This window comes from Mycobacterium adipatum (assembly GCF_001644575.1).
GTDB classification, from domain to species: domain Bacteria; phylum Actinomycetota; class Actinomycetes; order Mycobacteriales; family Mycobacteriaceae; genus Mycobacterium; species Mycobacterium adipatum.
Genome location: NZ_CP015596.1, coordinates 4,711,906 through 4,728,764 on the forward strand (window position 1 = coordinate 4,711,906; position 16,859 = coordinate 4,728,764).

The 16,859-nt window shown below is 69.9% G+C and carries 16 protein-coding genes; 8 read left to right on the forward strand and 8 right to left on the reverse strand.

Annotated elements, in window-relative coordinates; translation table 11 throughout:
* Window positions 1-26: 26 nt before the first annotated feature.
* On the reverse strand, window positions 27-998 hold the full coding sequence (locus A7U43_RS22370) for a TIGR03617 family F420-dependent LLM class oxidoreductase (RefSeq protein ID WP_068003442.1): 972 nt from the start codon (window positions 996-998) through the stop codon (window positions 27-29).
* A 91-nt stretch (window positions 999-1,089) separates the two neighbouring features.
* Between A7U43_RS22370 and A7U43_RS22375 the strand changes: the two genes are divergently transcribed.
* Window positions 1,090-2,424: a flavin monoamine oxidase family protein gene (locus A7U43_RS22375; RefSeq protein WP_067999501.1), complete on the forward strand. Its 1,335-nt coding sequence runs from the start codon at window positions 1,090-1,092 to the stop codon at window positions 2,422-2,424.
* Here A7U43_RS22375 and A7U43_RS22380 read toward each other — a convergent pair.
* Together A7U43_RS22380 and A7U43_RS22385 are read right to left on the reverse strand one after the other, a co-directional pair.
* The gene (locus A7U43_RS22380; RefSeq protein ID WP_156525999.1) at window positions 2,414-3,337 is read right to left on the reverse strand and encodes an alpha/beta fold hydrolase; all 924 of its coding nucleotides are present in this window, start codon (window positions 3,335-3,337) and stop codon (window positions 2,414-2,416) included. The two genes, A7U43_RS22375 and A7U43_RS22380, sit on opposite strands and share 11 nt — an antisense overlap.
* A 58-nt stretch (window positions 3,338-3,395) precedes the next feature.
* Window positions 3,396-4,475 carry an NAD(P)-dependent alcohol dehydrogenase gene (locus tag A7U43_RS22385; RefSeq protein ID WP_418287698.1) on the reverse strand — a complete coding sequence of 360 codons (1,080 nt, stop codon included), beginning with the start codon at window positions 4,473-4,475 and terminating at the stop codon, window positions 3,396-3,398.
* 27 nt (window positions 4,476-4,502) lie between these two features.
* Between A7U43_RS22385 and A7U43_RS22390 the strand changes: the two genes are divergently transcribed.
* Window positions 4,503-5,471 (forward strand): NADPH:quinone oxidoreductase family protein, encoded by a 969-nt coding sequence (locus A7U43_RS22390; RefSeq protein WP_067999508.1) that lies wholly within the window; start codon window positions 4,503-4,505, stop codon window positions 5,469-5,471.
* Window positions 5,472-5,596: 125 nt separating this feature from the next.
* Window positions 5,597-6,811, forward strand: a complete 1,215-nt coding sequence (locus A7U43_RS22395) for an IS110 family RNA-guided transposase (protein ID WP_067999510.1) — start codon at window positions 5,597-5,599, stop codon at window positions 6,809-6,811.
* Window positions 6,812-7,205: 394 nt separating this feature from the next.
* On the opposite strand, the gene A7U43_RS22400 is transcribed toward A7U43_RS22395, so the two are convergent.
* A complete protein-coding gene (locus tag A7U43_RS22400; RefSeq protein ID WP_067999512.1) occupies window positions 7,206-8,807 on the reverse strand; it encodes a CocE/NonD family hydrolase in 1,602 nt (533 codons plus the stop codon).
* Window positions 8,808-8,885: 78 nt separating this feature from the next.
* On the opposite strand from A7U43_RS22400, the gene A7U43_RS22405 reads away from it, so the two are divergent.
* The gene (locus tag A7U43_RS22405) at window positions 8,886-9,212 is read left to right on the forward strand and encodes a DUF732 domain-containing protein (RefSeq protein WP_197499893.1); all 327 of its coding nucleotides are present in this window, start codon (window positions 8,886-8,888) and stop codon (window positions 9,210-9,212) included.
* On the opposite strand, the gene mbtM is transcribed toward A7U43_RS22405, so the two are convergent.
* Window positions 9,209-10,786, reverse strand: coding sequence for a long-chain-fatty acid--ACP ligase MbtM (mbtM, locus tag A7U43_RS22410; RefSeq protein WP_231963389.1), 1,578 nt, complete (start codon window positions 10,784-10,786; stop codon window positions 9,209-9,211). The genes A7U43_RS22405 and mbtM overlap by 4 nt on opposite strands.
* Before the next feature lie 210 nt (window positions 10,787-10,996).
* On the opposite strand from mbtM, the gene A7U43_RS22415 reads away from it, so the two are divergent.
* The 3 genes from A7U43_RS22415 (at window position 10,997) to A7U43_RS22425 (ending at window position 13,623) form a co-directional block, all read left to right on the forward strand.
* The gene (locus A7U43_RS22415) at window positions 10,997-11,485 is read left to right on the forward strand and encodes a DUF309 domain-containing protein (protein WP_067999517.1); all 489 of its coding nucleotides are present in this window, start codon (window positions 10,997-10,999) and stop codon (window positions 11,483-11,485) included.
* 32 nt (window positions 11,486-11,517) lie between these two features.
* Window positions 11,518-13,038, forward strand: coding sequence for a PucR family transcriptional regulator (locus tag A7U43_RS22420; protein WP_067999519.1), 1,521 nt, complete (start codon window positions 11,518-11,520; stop codon window positions 13,036-13,038).
* Between the two features lie 129 nt (window positions 13,039-13,167).
* Window positions 13,168-13,623, forward strand: a complete 456-nt coding sequence (locus A7U43_RS22425; protein ID WP_068003447.1) for a GreA/GreB family elongation factor — start codon at window positions 13,168-13,170, stop codon at window positions 13,621-13,623.
* A 2-nt stretch (window positions 13,624-13,625) separates the two neighbouring features.
* On the opposite strand, the gene A7U43_RS22430 is transcribed toward A7U43_RS22425, so the two are convergent.
* The 3 genes from A7U43_RS22430 to A7U43_RS22440 form a co-directional block, all read right to left on the reverse strand.
* Window positions 13,626-14,282, reverse strand: a complete 657-nt coding sequence (locus A7U43_RS22430; RefSeq protein ID WP_067999521.1) for a hypothetical protein — start codon at window positions 14,280-14,282, stop codon at window positions 13,626-13,628.
* Between the two features lie 63 nt (window positions 14,283-14,345).
* Window positions 14,346-14,879 carry a putative immunity protein gene (locus A7U43_RS22435; protein WP_067999523.1) on the reverse strand — a complete coding sequence of 178 codons (534 nt, stop codon included), beginning with the start codon at window positions 14,877-14,879 and terminating at the stop codon, window positions 14,346-14,348.
* The gene (locus A7U43_RS22440) at window positions 14,876-15,778 is read right to left on the reverse strand and encodes a hypothetical protein (protein WP_067999525.1); all 903 of its coding nucleotides are present in this window, start codon (window positions 15,776-15,778) and stop codon (window positions 14,876-14,878) included. The genes A7U43_RS22435 and A7U43_RS22440 overlap by 4 nt, the downstream gene beginning before the upstream one ends.
* Before the next feature lie 215 nt (window positions 15,779-15,993).
* Here A7U43_RS22440 and A7U43_RS22445 point away from each other — a divergent pair, with 215 nt between their 5' ends.
* A complete protein-coding gene (locus A7U43_RS22445) occupies window positions 15,994-16,857 on the forward strand; it encodes an urea amidolyase associated protein UAAP1 (RefSeq protein WP_067999527.1) in 864 nt (287 codons plus the stop codon).
* Window positions 16,858-16,859 lie beyond the last annotated feature (2 nt).

A 16,859-nucleotide genomic window follows, 5' to 3' on the forward strand; every position in this document is an offset into this window, starting at 1 on the left:
TGCCCCGTACCACCCACCATAGGCGTTCAGGTGCGCAGCTCGTCAACGATCTGGGCCAGCAATTGCACCTCGATCGGGCCGGGCTGGTAGATGCAGATCCGGTCCGAGATGCCCTCCACGCGATCCCGGATATGGGCGGCCACCTGGGCGGGGGTGCCGCACGCGGCAATGGTGTGCAGCACGTCGTCGTCGATGAGCGCGCCCATCTCCGCCCAGCGGCCCTGCTTGGACAGCGCGTTGAGCTCGGGTTGCAGGTCGCCCCAGCCGTGGATGTCGAGCACCGGCTTGTAGGCCGGCGTCGACCCGTAGAAGGCCAGCAGCTTGCGGGTTGCGTCGTGGTCCTCACCGACCGACACGATGATCTCAGGCACGATCGCGAGGTCGGCGCGGGTGCGTCCGCCCGCGGCGAGCCCCTCGTCGACGGCGGCCATGGTGACCTCGTGCAGGAACTTCTTGTTCCCGAACGGCATCACCAGCAGACCGTCGGCGTGCTGCGCGGTGGCCTTGGTCAACCGCGGCCCCAGTGCGCCGACGTAGATGGGCGGCGGCCCGTACGGGTTGTCACGTGGCGTGAACGTCGGGGTCATCAGGGTGTGCCGGTAGAACTCGCCTTTGAAGTCCAGCCGCGCGCCGTCAGACCAGGTGTCGAAGATGGCGCGCAACGCCGCGACCAGCTCGGTCATCCGCGCGACCGGGCGGTCGAAGTCGGCGCCGAACCGCTTCTCGATCTGGGTGCGGATCTGGGTACCCAACCCGAGGGTGAACCGGCCCTTCGTCAGGATCTGGTGATCGATGGCCTGATGCGCGAGGTGGATCGGGTTGCGCGGGAAGGCGATCGCCACGTTGGTCATCAGGTCCAGACCGCCGACGGTCGAGGCCAGCGTCAACGGCGTGAACACGTCGTGGGGCCCCTCGAAGGTGAACACCCCGCTGGCGCCGGCATCGCGCAGCGCCTGCGCACGCTCGATGGCTCCCACCGGACCGAACAGTGCCGTCATCACCTTCACAGCGGGCACCCTACTGGGATTCCGGCGTGAAAACGTGCGCATACCGTACGTTTTCGCGCCGAAATCGCGTAGGAAGGGGGGCGTGACCGATGTGATCGTGGTGGGGGCCGGATTCGCAGGACTGTCAGCGGCGCGGGAGCTGACCAAACGCGGACACGAGGTGCTGGTGCTCGAAGGCCGTGACCGGGTGGGCGGCCGTTCCCTCACCGCGACGCTGGCGGGAGTGCCGGTCGACCTGGGCGCGACGTTCGTCGGCCCCACCCAGGACGCGGTGATCGCATTGGCCGCCGAACTGGGCTGTGCCACCGTGCCGACCCACAGTCGGGGCAAGAACCTGATCCGCTGGCACGGCAAGGTGCGCTCCTACCGCAGCACCATTCCGAAACTGTCGCTGATCGAGCTGCTCGACGTGTCCCGCATCCAGTGGCGTTTCGACCGGCTGAGCCGACTGATCCCGGTCACCGACACCTGGGACGCCCCGGCGGCGCAACGACTGGACCAGAAGAGCCTGGAGGGGTGGCTGCGCGCGGTGCACGCCGGCGCGTCGACCCGCAACCTGATGGCCATCATGGCGCGGGTCACCTGGGGCTGCGAACCCGACGACGTGTCGATGCTGCATGCGGTGCGCTACGTCAAGGCTGCCGGCGGGCTGGGCCGGATGCTCGACGTCAAGGGCGGCGCCCAGCAGGACCGCTTCCCCGACGGCACCCAGCAGATCGCGCAGCGCATCGCCGCCGAACTCGGCGAGCGGGTGCGCACCGAGGCCGCGGTGCGGCGCATCGCGCGCACCGGGGCGGGGTTCACCGTCGAGTCGGCTCGGGGCGAGCACACCGCGGCCGCGGTGGTGCTGGCGATCGCCCCCGCGCACCGCGGTGCGATCACCTTCGACCCGCCCCTGCCCGAGGGCTATCAGGCGTTGCCGGCGCACTGGCCGCAGGGCAACCTCAGCAAGGCCTACGCCGCCTACGAGAAACCGTTCTGGCGGGCGGGTGGATGTTCGGGCGAGGCACTCTCCGACGAGGGCCCCATCTTCATCACCTTCGATGTCAGCCCGAGCGATGACGGTCCCGGAATCCTGCTGGGCTTCGCCGACGCGCGCACGTTCGACGACTTGGCACCCGAGGCACGCCGGGAACGTGCACTGGCCTGCTTCACCACCTTGTTCGGCGACGCCGCCGCCGAACCCGTCGACTACCTGGATCACTGCTGGAGCGCCGAACCGTTCGCGCCCGGCGGGCCGACCGCCGCGGTGCCGCCGGGCGCCTGGGTCGCCCACGGCAGGCAGCTGCGCGCACCGGTGGACGGGATCTTCTGGGCGGGAACCGAAACCGCCGACCAGTGGACCGGATTCCTGGACGGGGCGGTGCGGTCCGGGCAGCGCGCGGCCGCCGAGGTGGCCGCCTACCTCAGGAGCTGAGCCGTTGGCGCGCCGCCGTTTCGGCGAGTGTGCGCAACTTGCGGTTCACCTCGTCGGGGTACTCCAGGATGGCGCAGTGCCCCCCGGGGAGCTCGACGAATTCGGCCAGATTGGGGGCATGTTCGGCGATGTGCCGAGACGCGTTGATCGGCAGCAGCCGATCCTTGGTGCTGCCGATCACCATCGTCGGCACTGTCAGATTTCGCAACGAAATATGCTGTGCACCAACGCCGTCCACCAGCACCCTGGCCCACCCGCCGCGACCGGCGGGCGGGGTGGACGCGAACAGCCGGTAGACGAACTCGGCGACCGAGGGATCGGCATCGTGGCCGACCGCCAGATACGCGACGAAGCGTTTGTTGGCACGGTCGGCCAGCTTGGGCACGGGGGTGGCGCCGAAGGTCTTCAACAGCGTTCCCGCGCCGCGGATGCGGGTGGCGGCCAGCGCCGGAGGCACCTGGGCCAGTTGCACATCACGCAACAGGTCCCCGGTGGTGGTGTTGATCAACGCGACGGCATCGGCGCACCGCCCGACGCGATGCGGGTAGCGCTGCGACCAGGAGCTGATGGCGATGCCGCCCATCGAATGTCCGGCGATCACCGCGCGTTGGCCCGGCGCCAGGGTGGCGTCGAGCACCGCGTCCAGATCGGCGGCCAGATGGTTGAGGCTGTATCCGGTACGCCCGCGCGGCGCCTCACTGAGGCCGTGCCCGCGGTGGTCGTAGGCGATCACCTTGTAGTCGCGCGCCAGATCGGCGATCTGGTGGGCCCACACCTCGATGGCGCAGGTGATGCCGTGCGCCAGCACGATCGGATAACCGTTCTCGGGGCCGAACACCCGCGCGTGCAGCCGGGTTCCGTCGAAGGAACGTACGTGCACCGTGTTCCCCGGGGGTAGCACTGGCAGCGTCATCATTGCTCCAATCAGTCGGCGCCTTTGCCGATAAACAGGCGGTGCCTGGGCTGCGATCCTAACGCCCGGTGAGCAGCACCGGTTTGATCGCCGTGCCGGCCTTTGCGGCGGCCCACGCGGCGCCGAAGTCGTCGAACGCGTAGCTGCTGACCAGTTTCTCCAGCGGGAGCTCACCGGCCGCATGCAGACGGGCGAGCTGCGGGATGAAGACCTGCGGGTCGCTGTCGCCCTCGACCACTCCCCGCACCGTCAGCCCCTTGGCCATGATCAACGTCACCGGGAGCTCGGCCGTCGGGGCACCGAGACCGAGGACGGCCAGCGTGCCGCGTGAGGCGAGCACCCCGACCGCGGAGGCGATCACGTCGGGACGCGCGGTGGTGTCCACCGCGCCGGCGACGCCCCCGGTCAGGCTCATGATCTCGGCGGCCGCGTCGCCGGCGGTCGGGTCGAGGGTGATGGTGGCGCCCAGTTCGGCGGCCAGCGCGCGCCGCTCGGCGACCGGGTCGACCGCGATGACGGTCTTCGCCCCGGCGATCCGGGCACCCATGACCGCCGACAGCCCGACGGCCCCGGCGCCGAACACCGCGATGCTGGGGACCGGGCCGATCACGTTGAGCACCGCCCCGACGCCGGTCTGCACACTGCAGCCCAGCGGCGCGGCCAGCACCGGGTCGAATCCGTCCGGCAGCGGCACCGCGTTGCGGCTGCCGGCGACGGCGTGGGTGGCGAAGCTGGACTGCCCGAAGAAGCCGCCGGTGATGGGCGCGCCGTCCAGGCGCAGTGCGCTCGTCTCGTCACGCCGGCTGCCGCGCATGTTGAGGTTCGTGGATTGATCGCAGTAGGCGGGCCGCTCGTGCGTGCAGTTGTCACAGGCACCGCAACTGGCGAAGGTCAGCACGACCTGCTCGCCGACCCCGCGGCGGGCCTGCGGGCCGACCGCGACGACGGTGCCCGCGCCCTCATGCCCGAACACCATGGGTGTCCTGCCGGCCAGGGACGCCATCGTGATGTCGGTGTGGCAGATGCCGACGGCCTCGATACGCACCAGGACCTCGTCACCGACCGGGCCGCGCAGTTCGACGTCGGTGAGCTGCGGGTCCTGTCCGGGTTCGAGGAGCACCGCGGCACGTGCCTTGATCACTTGACGCATGTTAAATGGTCAGTCATGCGCGCCATTCAGATACCCCGGTTGGACGGTCCCGACGTTGCGGAGCTGGTGGACATCGATGAACCCGCCGCCGATGGAGTGGTCATCGATGTGCACGCGGCCGGGGTGGCGTTCCCGGATGCGCTGCAGACCCGCGGCCTCTACCAGTACAAGGCACCGCTGCCCTACGTGCCCGGTGCCGAGATCGCCGGGGTGGTGCGCAGCGCACCGGCGGGCTCCGCGCTGTCCGCCGGGGACCGGGTCGCCGGGTTGACCATGCTGACCGGCGGGATGGCCGAGGTGGTGGCCCTGCCCGAGGACCGGGTGTTCGCGTTGCCCGACAACGTGTCCTTCGAGGCCGGCGCGGGGGTGTTGTTCAACGATCTGACGGTGCACTGCGCGCTGCGCACCCGCGGCCGGCTTGCCGGCGGGGAGACGGTGCTGGTGCACGGCGCGGCCGGCGGTATCGGCACCTCCACGCTGCGGCTGGCCCCGGCGTTCGGCGCCGCGCGCACCATCGCGGTGGTGAGCAGCGCGGACAAGGGTGACATCGCGCGGGCTGCCGGGGCATCCGATGTGGTGCTCGCCGACGGCTTCAAGGACGCGGTCAAAGACCTCACCGGCGGGCGCGGCGTGGACATCGTGCTGGACCCGGTCGGCGGTGACCGCTTCACCGATTCGCTGCGCTCGCTGGCCCCGGGCGGGCGGCTGCTGGTGGTCGGGTTCACCGGCGGCGAGATCCCGACGGTCAAGGTGAACCGGTTGCTGCTCAACAATGTCGACGTCGTCGGCGTCGGGTGGGGTGCCTGGTCCGGGACCCATCCCGGTTACCTGGCGCAGCAGTGGGCCGAACTCGCTCCGCTGCTGGCGTCCGGTGCGGTCGCCGCGCCCGAACCCATCGTGTATCCGCTGGAGCGCGCCGGCGAGGCGATCGCATCGCTGGAGAACCGGACCGCGACGGGCAAGGTCGTCCTCAAGGTCCGCTGATATAGATCGAGTTAGTCCTTCTCAAATGCCTCCGGAGGTGTCAGGAAGGGATCTGTAACTGATTCCTTTTCGGGGTCCGTGTGTTGACGCACGCGGACCTCCTGACACACCCCGGAGGTGTTGTTGTGTCTGTGCATGTAGCGCCAGTCACGTCGTCCACGATCGTCGTTGCCGTCGATGTCGGCAAGACCTCAGCTGTGCTTTCGGTGACCGACGCGGCTCGCCATCGGCTGCTCGCGCCGTCGGAATTCGCGATGACCGGATCGGGCCTGACCGCCGCGGCGGCTCGCGCGATGGCTGTCGCACCTGCCGCGGTGCAGGTCAAGGTGGGCGTGGAGGCGGCCGGCCACTATCACCGACCGGTGCTCGACCATCAATGGCCCGATGGGTGGGAAGTGTTGGAACTCAACCCCGCTCAGGTCGCTGAGCAGCGCCGCGTGCAGGGACGGCGCCGGATCAAGACCGATGTCATCGACCTGGAAGCGATCACCGAGCTGGTGCTGGCCGGCTACGGGCGTCCGGTCACCGATCGCGATGTCGTGATCGGTGAGATCAGCGCCTGGGCAGTGCATCGGAGCCGGCGGGTCGCCACGCGTACCGCGACGAAGAATCAGCTGCTCGGCCAGCTCGACCGGGCCTTTCCCGGGCTGACCCTGGCTCTGCCCGACGTGCTGGCCACCAAGATCGGCCGGCTGGTGGCCGCCGAGTTCACCGACCCGGCACGCCTGGCCGGGCTCGGGGTCAACCGGTTGATCCGCTTCGCCGCGACCCGCGACCTGCAACTGCGCCGCCCCGTCGCCGAGCGCTTGGTCGCTGCGGCCCATGACGCCTTGCCGACCCGCGACGCCGTGATCGCGCGTCGGATACTGGCCGCCGATCTGGTGTTGCTGGGCGATCTTGACGACCAGATTCAGTCCGCGGAGACCGCGCTGGGATCACTGTTACCGCGCAGCCCATATGCAACGTTGACCTCGGTGCCAGGCTGGGCAGTGGTGCGGGCATCCAATTACGCTGCCGCTCTGGGTGATCCGAAACGCTGGCCGGGACCCCAGCAGATCTACCGTGCGTCGGGGTTGTCCCCCATGCAATACGAATCCGCCCACAAGCGCCGCGACGGCGGTATCAGCCGCGAAGGCAGCGTCGCACTGCGCCGCGCCCTGATCGACCTAGGCATCGGCCTGTGGCTCAACGAGCCGGCCGCCAAGAACTACGCCCAGGGGCTCAAAGATCGCGGCAAGCCCGGCGGCATCGTCGCCTGCGCGTTGGCCCATCGCGCCAACCGCATCGCCCATGCACTCGTCCGCGACCACGCCACCTACGAGGCAGCCCGCTGGGCCTAGACCCCGCACACTCAACGCGAAAGGACCGACCAGACCCTTCCACAACCCCGTCAGTAGTGCCACGCTAGAAGGACGGGACGAAGGGCCGGATCAGATGCCGTATCCGCTATGGCGGGCCCCCACCGGTCACGCCGACGCTAGCTTGGCACCCGGCCCTTCGCCTCCACGGCAGCCCGAACGACGCCAGATAACCCACACCGAGGTTGCATAAGTCAGCGTGGGCGCCAGGCACCCGCCCTCAACTCGGCAGCACCACCGACCACAGACATCACGCCCCCGCCCCGGGGCGTCGGCCCACTACGGCCTCCACACCCCTTGACTCGACCTACAGTCCGCTAGTACCGGCGCTCTGTGCGAGATTGCCTCACGCCGCGCGTTACGCATCTCGCACGAATCACTGGGGCAGGATCAGCCGCGAGCCCGGCCCGATCTCGTGGGTGGCGCGCAGCAGCCGCGACGCTGACCACACCGGTTCCCCGGTGCCCGGGTTGCGGGCGAAGCGGGGATGCGAACCGCCGGCGATCGAGATCCGGATGCGGGCACCGGCGCGGAAGCGGTGCGCGATCGGGTCCAGGTCCAGAGCCAACGGGTCCTCGCCCCCGGGTGCCCGGCTGATGTAGCCGTCGCTGACATTGCGGGAGCGGCCGTCGGCGCCCACCTCGCTGATCCGCACCCACACATCGGCCCAGCCGGTGTCGGTGCGGTGCGCCAACTCGATGCGGGGTACTCCGATCACCTCCAGGGGTTCATCCAGGGGTGTGCCGGTGAAGGTGACGACATCGGCTCGGCCGGCCAGTGCGGTGTCGTCCCGGTAGCCGCGTGGGGTGAACAACAACCGCCCGCCGATGGTCGGCGTCGGGTCCTCGGGGTCGTAGACGAACCGGGCCACCGCGGCGCCGCCCGGCGCGGGATCCGCACCGAGGCGCGCCCGCGGCCGCAGGTACAGCACCCGCGGCGACGCCGGCGGCGGCCAGGACGGCAGCTGCCGCCATCCCCCGCCACCGGTGACGTACACCCGCACCCCGCCGGGACGCTCCCCGTCCAGCCAGCGCAACGAATCACGCAGCACGTCACCGCCGCCGTCACCGTGGCTCCACGGACCGATCACGAGCGCCGGTTCCACGCCACGGTCTGCCAGTTGCCGGTATTGATCCAGCGTCTGGGTCAAGAAAACGTCCTGCCAACCGGTGACGAGCAGCACCGGTGTGGTGACCCGCTGCAGTGCATGGCCGAGCCGGCTGGGCCGCCAGTACGGATCCGACCGGTCGGGGGTGCGCAGCCAGGACTCGTGCCAGGGCGCCCGGCCCTTCAGGATCTTCGCGCCGGCGTCACGCAGCGGCACCGCGCGGAGGGGGCGTTTGAGCCGCCACGGGACGGTGATCATCCGCAGCACGGTGCGCAGCGTCCCACCGTCTTCCTGCCGGGCCACCTGATAGCTCCAGGTCAGGAAGTCCGCCAGGGCGAATGCCCCGGTGCTCCAACCGGATTCGGCGAAATCGTGTGGAGCCATGCCGATCACCGAGGTGCTCAACTCCGGGGGCGGGTCGACCAGCAGTGCCCACTGGGTGAAGCCCAGATAGGACGATCCGACGGTCGCGAACTGGCCGTCGAACCAGGGTTGGCTGCGCATCCAGGCCACCGTGTCGGCGGCATCCTCGGCTTCGGCGGCTCCTGGTTCGAAGCGCCCGTCTGACCCGAAAGTCCCTCGCACGCTCTGCATCACGACTCGATAGCCGTGCCCGGCGTAGATCCCGGCGGTCACCGTGGCCGGTAAGTTGGCGCGCCCATACGGTGTGCGGATCAACACCGTGCCTTCCGGTTCGGCCACCGGCGTGTACAGATCGGTGAGCAGCCGGGCGCCGTCGCGCATGGGTACCGCGAGATCGCGGCTCACCCGGTAGTCGGTGCGGGGCCGGGACAGCCCCAACCGGCCGCGGGCCACCCGGGTGGCGAACTGGACGATCCGGCCGGGCCGAGTCCCATGCGTGGTGGCCATCGCCGTCCATTGTTGCGGATGGGCCACGAAAGCCCGAACAAACGGCGCGCGGCGGCGCCGATGACCTACCTTCGTGTCATGCACAGAAGTCTGTTCAGCGGCCTGACCGCCCTCACCGTGGCGTCGGCTGCGCTACTCGGTGCGGCGCCGGTGGGGGCCGACCCCAAGACCGAAGGTGCCTATCTGAATGCGCTGACCAACGCCGGCATCATTCCGCAGTTCTATACCAATGCCGCGGCGCTGGCGAGTGCCCAGAGGCTGTGCCACACCATGGACACCGGCGTCAGCCAACTGTCGGTGGTCGACAACGTGATGGCATCGGACTCGGTGCCCGAGGACGTCGCGTCGTTCGTGGTGGGCACCGCCACGGTGGCATTCTGCCCGTGGAACTCGATGAGCCGCTAGGCGCCGACCTCAAGACCGCGCTTGACGTCGAGTCGGCGCAGCTTGCCCGATGACGTCCTGGGCAGCGTGCCGGGTTTGACGAAGACCACGTCGGCGGGCACCACACCGCATCCCGAGGCGACCTGCTGTATCAGGGCGGCGCGCGCGCCGGGTTCGTCGGGTCCGCGGAACTCAGCGGTGACGACCAGTCCGGGCCGGATGGAACCCTCGCCGACGCCGACGGCCACCACCGCACCTTCACGAACCCCGGGCACGAGGGCGGCGATCCGCTCGACCTCGGCCGGGAAGATGTTGCGACCGCCCACCGTGATGATCTCCTTGGCGCGTCCGCACACCACCAGGCCGCCGTCGACGAAGTAGCCCAGATCTCCTGTGCGGAACCAGTCTTCGGCACTGCGAGATGGCTCGCCGTGATAGCCGGAGAACATGGACGTGCCGCGGATCGCGATCTCTCCGAGCTCACGGTCGGCGACATCGGTGGCGGCGTTCTCGTGGGGTTCGATACGGATCTCCATCCCCGCGATGGGCTCCCCCAGCACGGCGTGCCGACGTACCGCGGTCCCCCCCTCGGTGGTAAACAGCGTCTCATCGACACGCAACCCGGCTCCGGGCACCGGAACCGTTACCGCGCAAGTTGATTCGGCCAGACCGTAGGACGGCGAGAGCGCTCCCGCAGAAAAACCGAAGCGGGCCATCTCGGTCGCAAAACGCTCGGTGAGTTCACAATCCACCGGCTCACCGCCATTGAGGGCGAACCGCAGTGGGGATAGATCGACACCGCTGACGCGGCGGGAGTACTTACCGATCATGCCGTAGGCCATGTTCGGCGCCGCGGTGATCGTGGCACCACTCTCGGACAGCCAGTTCAGCCAACGGAACGGGGAGGCCTGGAACGCCGAGGTGGGAGCCTGCCAGACGGTGGTGCCGCCCAGCGCCCCGGAGAGCAGAAAGCTCAGGCCCATATCGTGATACAGCGGCAGCCAGGAGCACCCGACGTCGCCGGTGTGCACCCCGATCCGGTCGTTGAGGCCGCGCAGGTTGGCCAGCACCGATGCCGGCGGCAGGTGCACGGTCTTGGGTGTTCCGGTCGAACCGGCGGTGCCTTGCATGATCGCCACCGGGGCGGGCGATGACGGTAGCCTCAGACCGCTGGAGCGACGCGGATGGGCCACCGCCGCGAGGTCGAAGAGTTCCGACGATTCGCCTGCTGCGGACAGCTTTTCGAGATAGGCGCCCTGACTGCCGACGCGCATGGCCGCGATACCCCGGAAACGAACCCGGGTGGCGTGCGCCCACTGTGCGGTATCGGCCCCGCGGATGGGTCCGGGCAGGATCGACACCGCGGCACCGGCCAGGAACGCGCCGAGGACCGCGGAGATCAACTCGGCGGTCGGTTCGCCCACCAGACCGAGGCGCGCGATATCCGCATCGAGCAGGTACTCGGCGACATTCTCAGCGCGCGCGTAGATCTCCGGCCACGGATGGCGGGTCCACTGGCCATCGGTGAGCAGCACCAGATCGTTGGCACTGGCGGTCAGCGACTCAGCCAGCGCGCACGCCAGAGGATTCACCATGGTTGGAAACTATATGACGTTTGCTCAAAATGGTTCCCCACGTTGACGTGAGCGACAATTTGACTTCATCCGGTGGTTGTGCCCACCTCGCCGACAGGGCATTCCCGACGATCGGCTGTTCATCGGTCGCTGTGCAGTCCCACAGCTATCGGTCCGCGCCCTCGCCCCGGCGCGGACCGCGCACCGCGGCGCGTACGGCAAGCTGGAGGTGTGGGTTCCGATACCGAGCGCGACCGCGATGAGACCGGGCGCCCCCGCAATACCCGGCCCCGCGATGCGCTGGGTCGCCCACTGCCCTATGGCAGTGTCGGCGTCCCGCGCATCCCCGATGACCTCCGGCTGTCGCCGGCACAGACCGTGCGCTACGCCCAGGACCTCCTCGACCGCGGGCAGGCCTTCGGCGCGCACGAGGTGCTGGAGTCGGCATGGAAAGACGGTCCCGCCGCCGAACGCGCGCTGTGGCAGGGATTGGCGCAGCTGGCGGTCGGCATCACCCATGTCCAGCGCGGCAATCGCCGCGGCGCGGCCGCCCTGCTGCGCAGGGCCGTCCAACGTCTCGGGCTGATCGGCATCCCGGCCCCTTACGGAATCGACACAACCGGGTTGATCGGCCAGGCCGGTGCACTCGCCGACGATCTGGAGGCCGGACGCGATATCGCCGAAGCCCGGTTGCGGATCCGGTTGGCGGGCACTGACTAGTCTGGATGTTCGGCACGACATAGGAGCGGCTCGTGGTCACCCTGGACCGCCTGGTCAATGTGTTGGGCAGTTACGGCGTGCGGTTGTCCGGGTCGGCGGTGCCCCGCGCCACGGTGCTGCGCAGTGTGGTGCTGCATGAGGCGACCGAGCGCTCCGGGACGGCGATCGGCGATGTGCTGCTCGCCGTGGGCGCGCGGTCGGTACCCGAAGCGTTGCAGTGGGCACGCGCGAGCCAGTCGGTCGCGGTGCTGTGCCGTGGCGATGCGGCGGCCGCCGGCGACGAGTCCGATATCGCGGTGCTCACGGTGGACCCCACCGTGCCATGGAGCGAGCTGGCCGCCATCGTCTACGGCCTCGTACTGGAGGGCCGCGAGACCGCGGCCGGGCGAGGTCCCACCGACCTGTTCGCGCTGGCCGACAGTGTGGCCGACTCGATCGGATGCGCGGTGACGATCGAGGACGCCGGTTCGCGGCTGCTGGCCCATTCGCGACTGCAAGCGCACGCGGACGCGGCCAGGGCCGAGACCATACTGAACCGCCAGGTACCCGCCGCCCTGCACGACTTCCTCAGCGAGCATGGCGTTTTCGCGCACCTGTCACATTCCGACGAGCCGCTCTTCGTCGCGGCCGAGCCCGCCCACGGACTGACCGGCCGGACGGTGGTGGCGGTGCGGGCCGGCCGGGAACTGCTCGGTTCGGTATGGGCGACCAGCCGCGAACCGTTGGACGGCACCCGGCGCCGAGCATTGTCCGACGCCGCCCGCACCGTGGCGATGCATGTGCTGCGCTCGCGCGCCAGCGCCGACCTGGAGCGTCAGGTCGAGTCCGATCTGGTGACACGACTACTGGAAGGTTCCGCCGATTCCGCGACCGCCGCGAGCCGGCTCGGTCTGCGACAGACGGCGCTGCGGGTGATCGCGGTGCACGCCGATATCCCCGGTGAACCGCATGCCGCGTTGCTGCTGGCGTTCGAACACGCCACCTCGGGATTCGGCTGGTCCCGACCGGGGCGCAGCAGCCTGGGCCGCAACACGCTGTACACCGTGCTCCCGAGTGAGGATGTGGCCGCGGCCCGGCAGTGGGTGGACGGGATGCGGGCCGCGCTACCCACCCACGCCGCGATCCGGGCCGGTATCAGCGCACCTGCCGAGGTCATCGAGTTGGCGGCCGCCCGCCAGGAGGCCGACGAGTGCCTGGCCCTGCACGAAGACCCGTCGACCCCCGATGCCGTCCCCGCCTATGACGAATCCTGGCACGACATCCTGCTGCAGCGTCTGCGCACCGCAGCCAGGTCCACCCGGGCGCCGGCGCGCGGGCCGGTGGCCGAACTGCGGCGCCACGACGCCGCCCACTCCACCCAGTACGTGGCGACGCTACGGGCCTGGCTGACCGCACAAGGTGACCTCGCCCAGGCGGGCGAGGTGCTCGGCGTTCACGAGAACACCGTGCGTTACCGGCTCCGCAAGATGGTCCAGGTCACCACGCTCGATCTCGACGATCCGCACCAGCGGCTCGCCATGACGATCGAGCTCGCGGCGCACCCGACGCCGTAGGACATGTCGGGAGCCGACAAAAGCCGCGTATCCAGTTGTCCGGTCCGGGCAACCCTCTGCCGGCGTCGCCGGGCCACCATCGGGGGAACGGACCGATCGACGGTGGACGAGGTGAAAGGTAAGGAACTCATGCGCGCGAATCACCAGGTGTGGATCAGCAGGCAGGCCCGGGAACGGATGGAGGCCGAACTGGTGGACCTGTTGGCGGTGCGCGCCGATGACGACGCCACCGACTGGGATCTGCATCAGGCCCGCAAAACGCGGATCTGGCAGATCCAGGATCTGCTGATGAACGCCGCCGTCGACGAGGTCCCGGCCGACGACGGGATCGCCGAGCCCGGGATGATCCTCACCGTGCGCTTCGACGGCACCGGGGAGACCGAGACGTTCCTGCTCGGCACCCCGATCGCCGAGCTCGGCGACCTGGAGGTGTGTTCCGCGCTGTCCCCGTTGGGCGGTGCGATCTCCGGCGCCCGCCCCGGGGAACAGCGCAGCTACCGGGTGCCCAGCGGCGCGCTGGTGTCGGTGACGCTGCTCGACGCCGCCCCGTACGGGGTGCGCACACCGGATCCGGCCGCCGGCTGAATCTACTGCGGGTTGCAGATGCCTTGCAGCTTGGCGTTTTCGTCGTCGGCGTCCTTGACGCGTTCCTGGTGTGCCGGGTCATCGCTGGGAATGTTGGCGACCGCGGCGGCCCCGACGTCCATCAACGCGTTGCCGAAGGCCCGCGCCGCCTCGGCGAGTTGAGGCTCGGTGGCCGGGTCGACCCGGTTCAGCATGTACACACCCCCGCCGTAGAGCGCCAGGCGGGCGTTGGTGGCGATGGCGATGGCGCCGACGGCGTCCCCGTCGGCGGCCTGCAGCGCGCTGCTGTTGGCCACCCCGGTGCTGACCACCAGGAACGCATCGCACACCTTGGCCTTCGCCTCGTCGCGTTGGGCATCGGTGAAGGTCGGCTCCGGCGCCTCGGTCGGCGCCGCGGTGGGGGCATCGATCGGGGTGAGCGGATTGCGCCACATATAGGCCGACGCACCCAGCGTGGCGATCGCCACCAGCATCGCGATGACGGCGATGACCACCGGGCTGCGCCCGGAACCCTCCGGCTGCTCGGCGTCACCCCCGGTCGTGCCTTCGGGTGCGGCGTGCTTGCTGCCGGTCACCTCGTTGGCTTCGTCTGCCGAAGCGGGGTCCTCGCGGAGGGCCCCTTCGTCGACGGGGTCCTCGGGCGTGGTTTCGTCAGGCACGCCGGCAATCGTAGCAACGGGGTATCGGCGGGCGGGTCGTCTGTATCCGGCGTTTGCCCAGTTCTACGGGGTCGTCCGCAGCACGCCGTCCAGCGTTGCCAGCAGCGCAGCAGTGCGGGTACGCCCGGGCGGAGCGGGCGGATAGCGCCGCAGGATCTGCCGCAACTCCGGCGTGGCGCGCTGCGCCGCCCGCCCGATCGTGGCATCTGCGGCGGCGGGATCGCCCGCGGCGGTGATCTCGGCGATGCGGGCGGCGTTGGCATCGGCCCGCAGGATGTGGCCCACCTGGTGTGCCTTAGCGATCGGATGCAGATAGGCGGCGGACGCCGCGTCACCGGCGGCCTGGGCGGCCAGCCGCGCGACCTCATCGGAGGCGCCGGCGGCCGCGCGGTGCGCCTCCATGGATGCGGTCCGCTGCAGCGCGGTCCGCGGCGCACCGCCGACGAAGAGCCACGCCGCCGCGACGGCGTCGTGCGGCCGGGTGTCACCGGGATGGACGCCGGCGTAGAACGGGAGCAGCGCTTCGGCCGCGGTGGCCACGTACCCGGCGACGACGCGCAGCTCGTCGGGCGACAGGTCGAAGTCCGCCGGTGTCACGGGTGCTCGGGGTGTAAGCCGTAGGTGCCGGGAACCAGCGTCGCCTGTTCGAGGAACACCTGCATGGTCCCCAGCATCTGCCAATGCAGACGCTGCAGGCGCAGGGCGAGTTCGCAGCTGGGCTCGAAGATGGCCGGGCCGCCTTCCGGCGGTTGCGCGGGAGGCGGGAGCACGCCGAGGATGCGTGCCATGTCGACCTCGATGAAGGTGAAGTCGCCGTAGGGCCGCTTCGGGTCGGCGGTGGCCGCCGGGTAGCGGCCGGCGTCCAGACGGTCACCGCACTCATGTTCGGAGGGCCAGCGAATCTCGATGCCACGCAGCAATTGCAGATGGTCCTCGGTGACGGGCACCTGCCCGTCGCGATCGAGCCCCAGATCCTCATCGGAGCGCTCGCCGTAGCCACGCAGCGCGGCGCGCACGTCGGCGGCTCGCAGATTCGTCAGCGGGTAGCGGCCCGGCGCCAGGCTGCCGTGCCGCAACGCACGGGCCACCACGCAGAACATCTCGACATGGTGGCGGCCGAGGGCTTCGGCATCGTCGGTCCCGAAGACCTCGGCGAGCTGGGTGAGCAGATCGGTGCGCCCGTAGGGCCGGTCCGGATCCAGCATCGGCGCACCCCGTTCGGCGCCGTCCCAGGCCAGTCGCGCACTGCGCAGCAGCCCGAGGTGAGCTTCGGTGATCGCCAGGGTTCCGTCGCCGAACCAGCGGCCGCCTTCCAGCGCGAGCTCAGCGGCCGGGTCACGCCACATCTGGGACACCGCGTCGGGCATATGCACGCGGTCCGGCCGGAACATGTCATGGGCCGCGGCCTGCAGGGCCGCCCCGTGCTCGTCACCGTTGCGGCGGGAGCGCCGGTACGCGCCGGCGAACTTCACCATGAACGTGGCGCGCTCGAACACCGCTCGTCCTCCCCCCAGTTCGGTTGCGCCTCGAGCATAGGGAGCGCAGCGGGCTCCAATACCTGTCACTTGACAGAAACATTCGCCGCACGCTGTTAACAGCATCCGAATCATCGGTTACATCGCCGCAACCACCATCGCCCGCCCGGCGCGAAAACTGTCATCCGACAGAAAGCCCGCCACGCGGCGGGCTCCCGACTTCTCGAGGGTGGTCAGTGAGCAGCACCGACACGGCGTCCGAAACCGCCACCACGGCAGGGGCTCGGGCGCATGCCCGCGCCCAGCACGGGCGCACCGCGGAATTCATGCGCCACATCCCGGCATCGACGTCCCCGACCGCACCTGCGGGGGTGTCCCCCGATTCGCTGGTGTGGTCCGAAACCGTGGCACCGGGCGGATACTCGAGCGCGGTGTTGGCACGGGGCACCCGGATTCGGTTCACCGATCCCGACGGTGCGGCATGCGCGCATCTGCTGTTGCACCGCGCCGACGCACCCCATGAGCGGCTCAACGTCGCCGACACCGTGAAGGTGCCGTGGCAGGCCTACCTCGGCAACGGGCATCCGCTGCTCAGCGGTTTCGGCCGGGCACTGGCGACCATCGTCGCCGACACCTCGGGCGCCCACGATGCGCTGACCGGAACCTCTACCCGGGCAGGAAATCTGGAACGCTACGGCGCCGCGGCACCGGAGTCGGCCTCACCGGCGGGCCGGGAACTGTTCACCCTTGCCGCCCTGAAACACGGGCTGGACCGCCGCGATCTGCCACCGTCGGTGTCGTTCTTCCAGGGTGTGCGCGTGCGGTCCGACGGCAGCTTCGACTGGATCGGCTCTGCGGGGGCGGGCACCTCGGTGGACCTGCTGTTGCACGTGGATGCCATTGTGCTGGTGGCCAATACGGCTCACCCGCTGGACCCGCGACCGGCATTCACCTGCTCTGCACTGTTGATCCACGCCTGGCCGGCACCGACCGATCTGGATCGGCTGTCCGAGGGAAATCTGTTGGGGCCGTTGGGGCCCGAGCACCGCCAGGCCATCGCCAACACCGACGCCGATCTCATCGCAAGGGGACAGTTGTGACC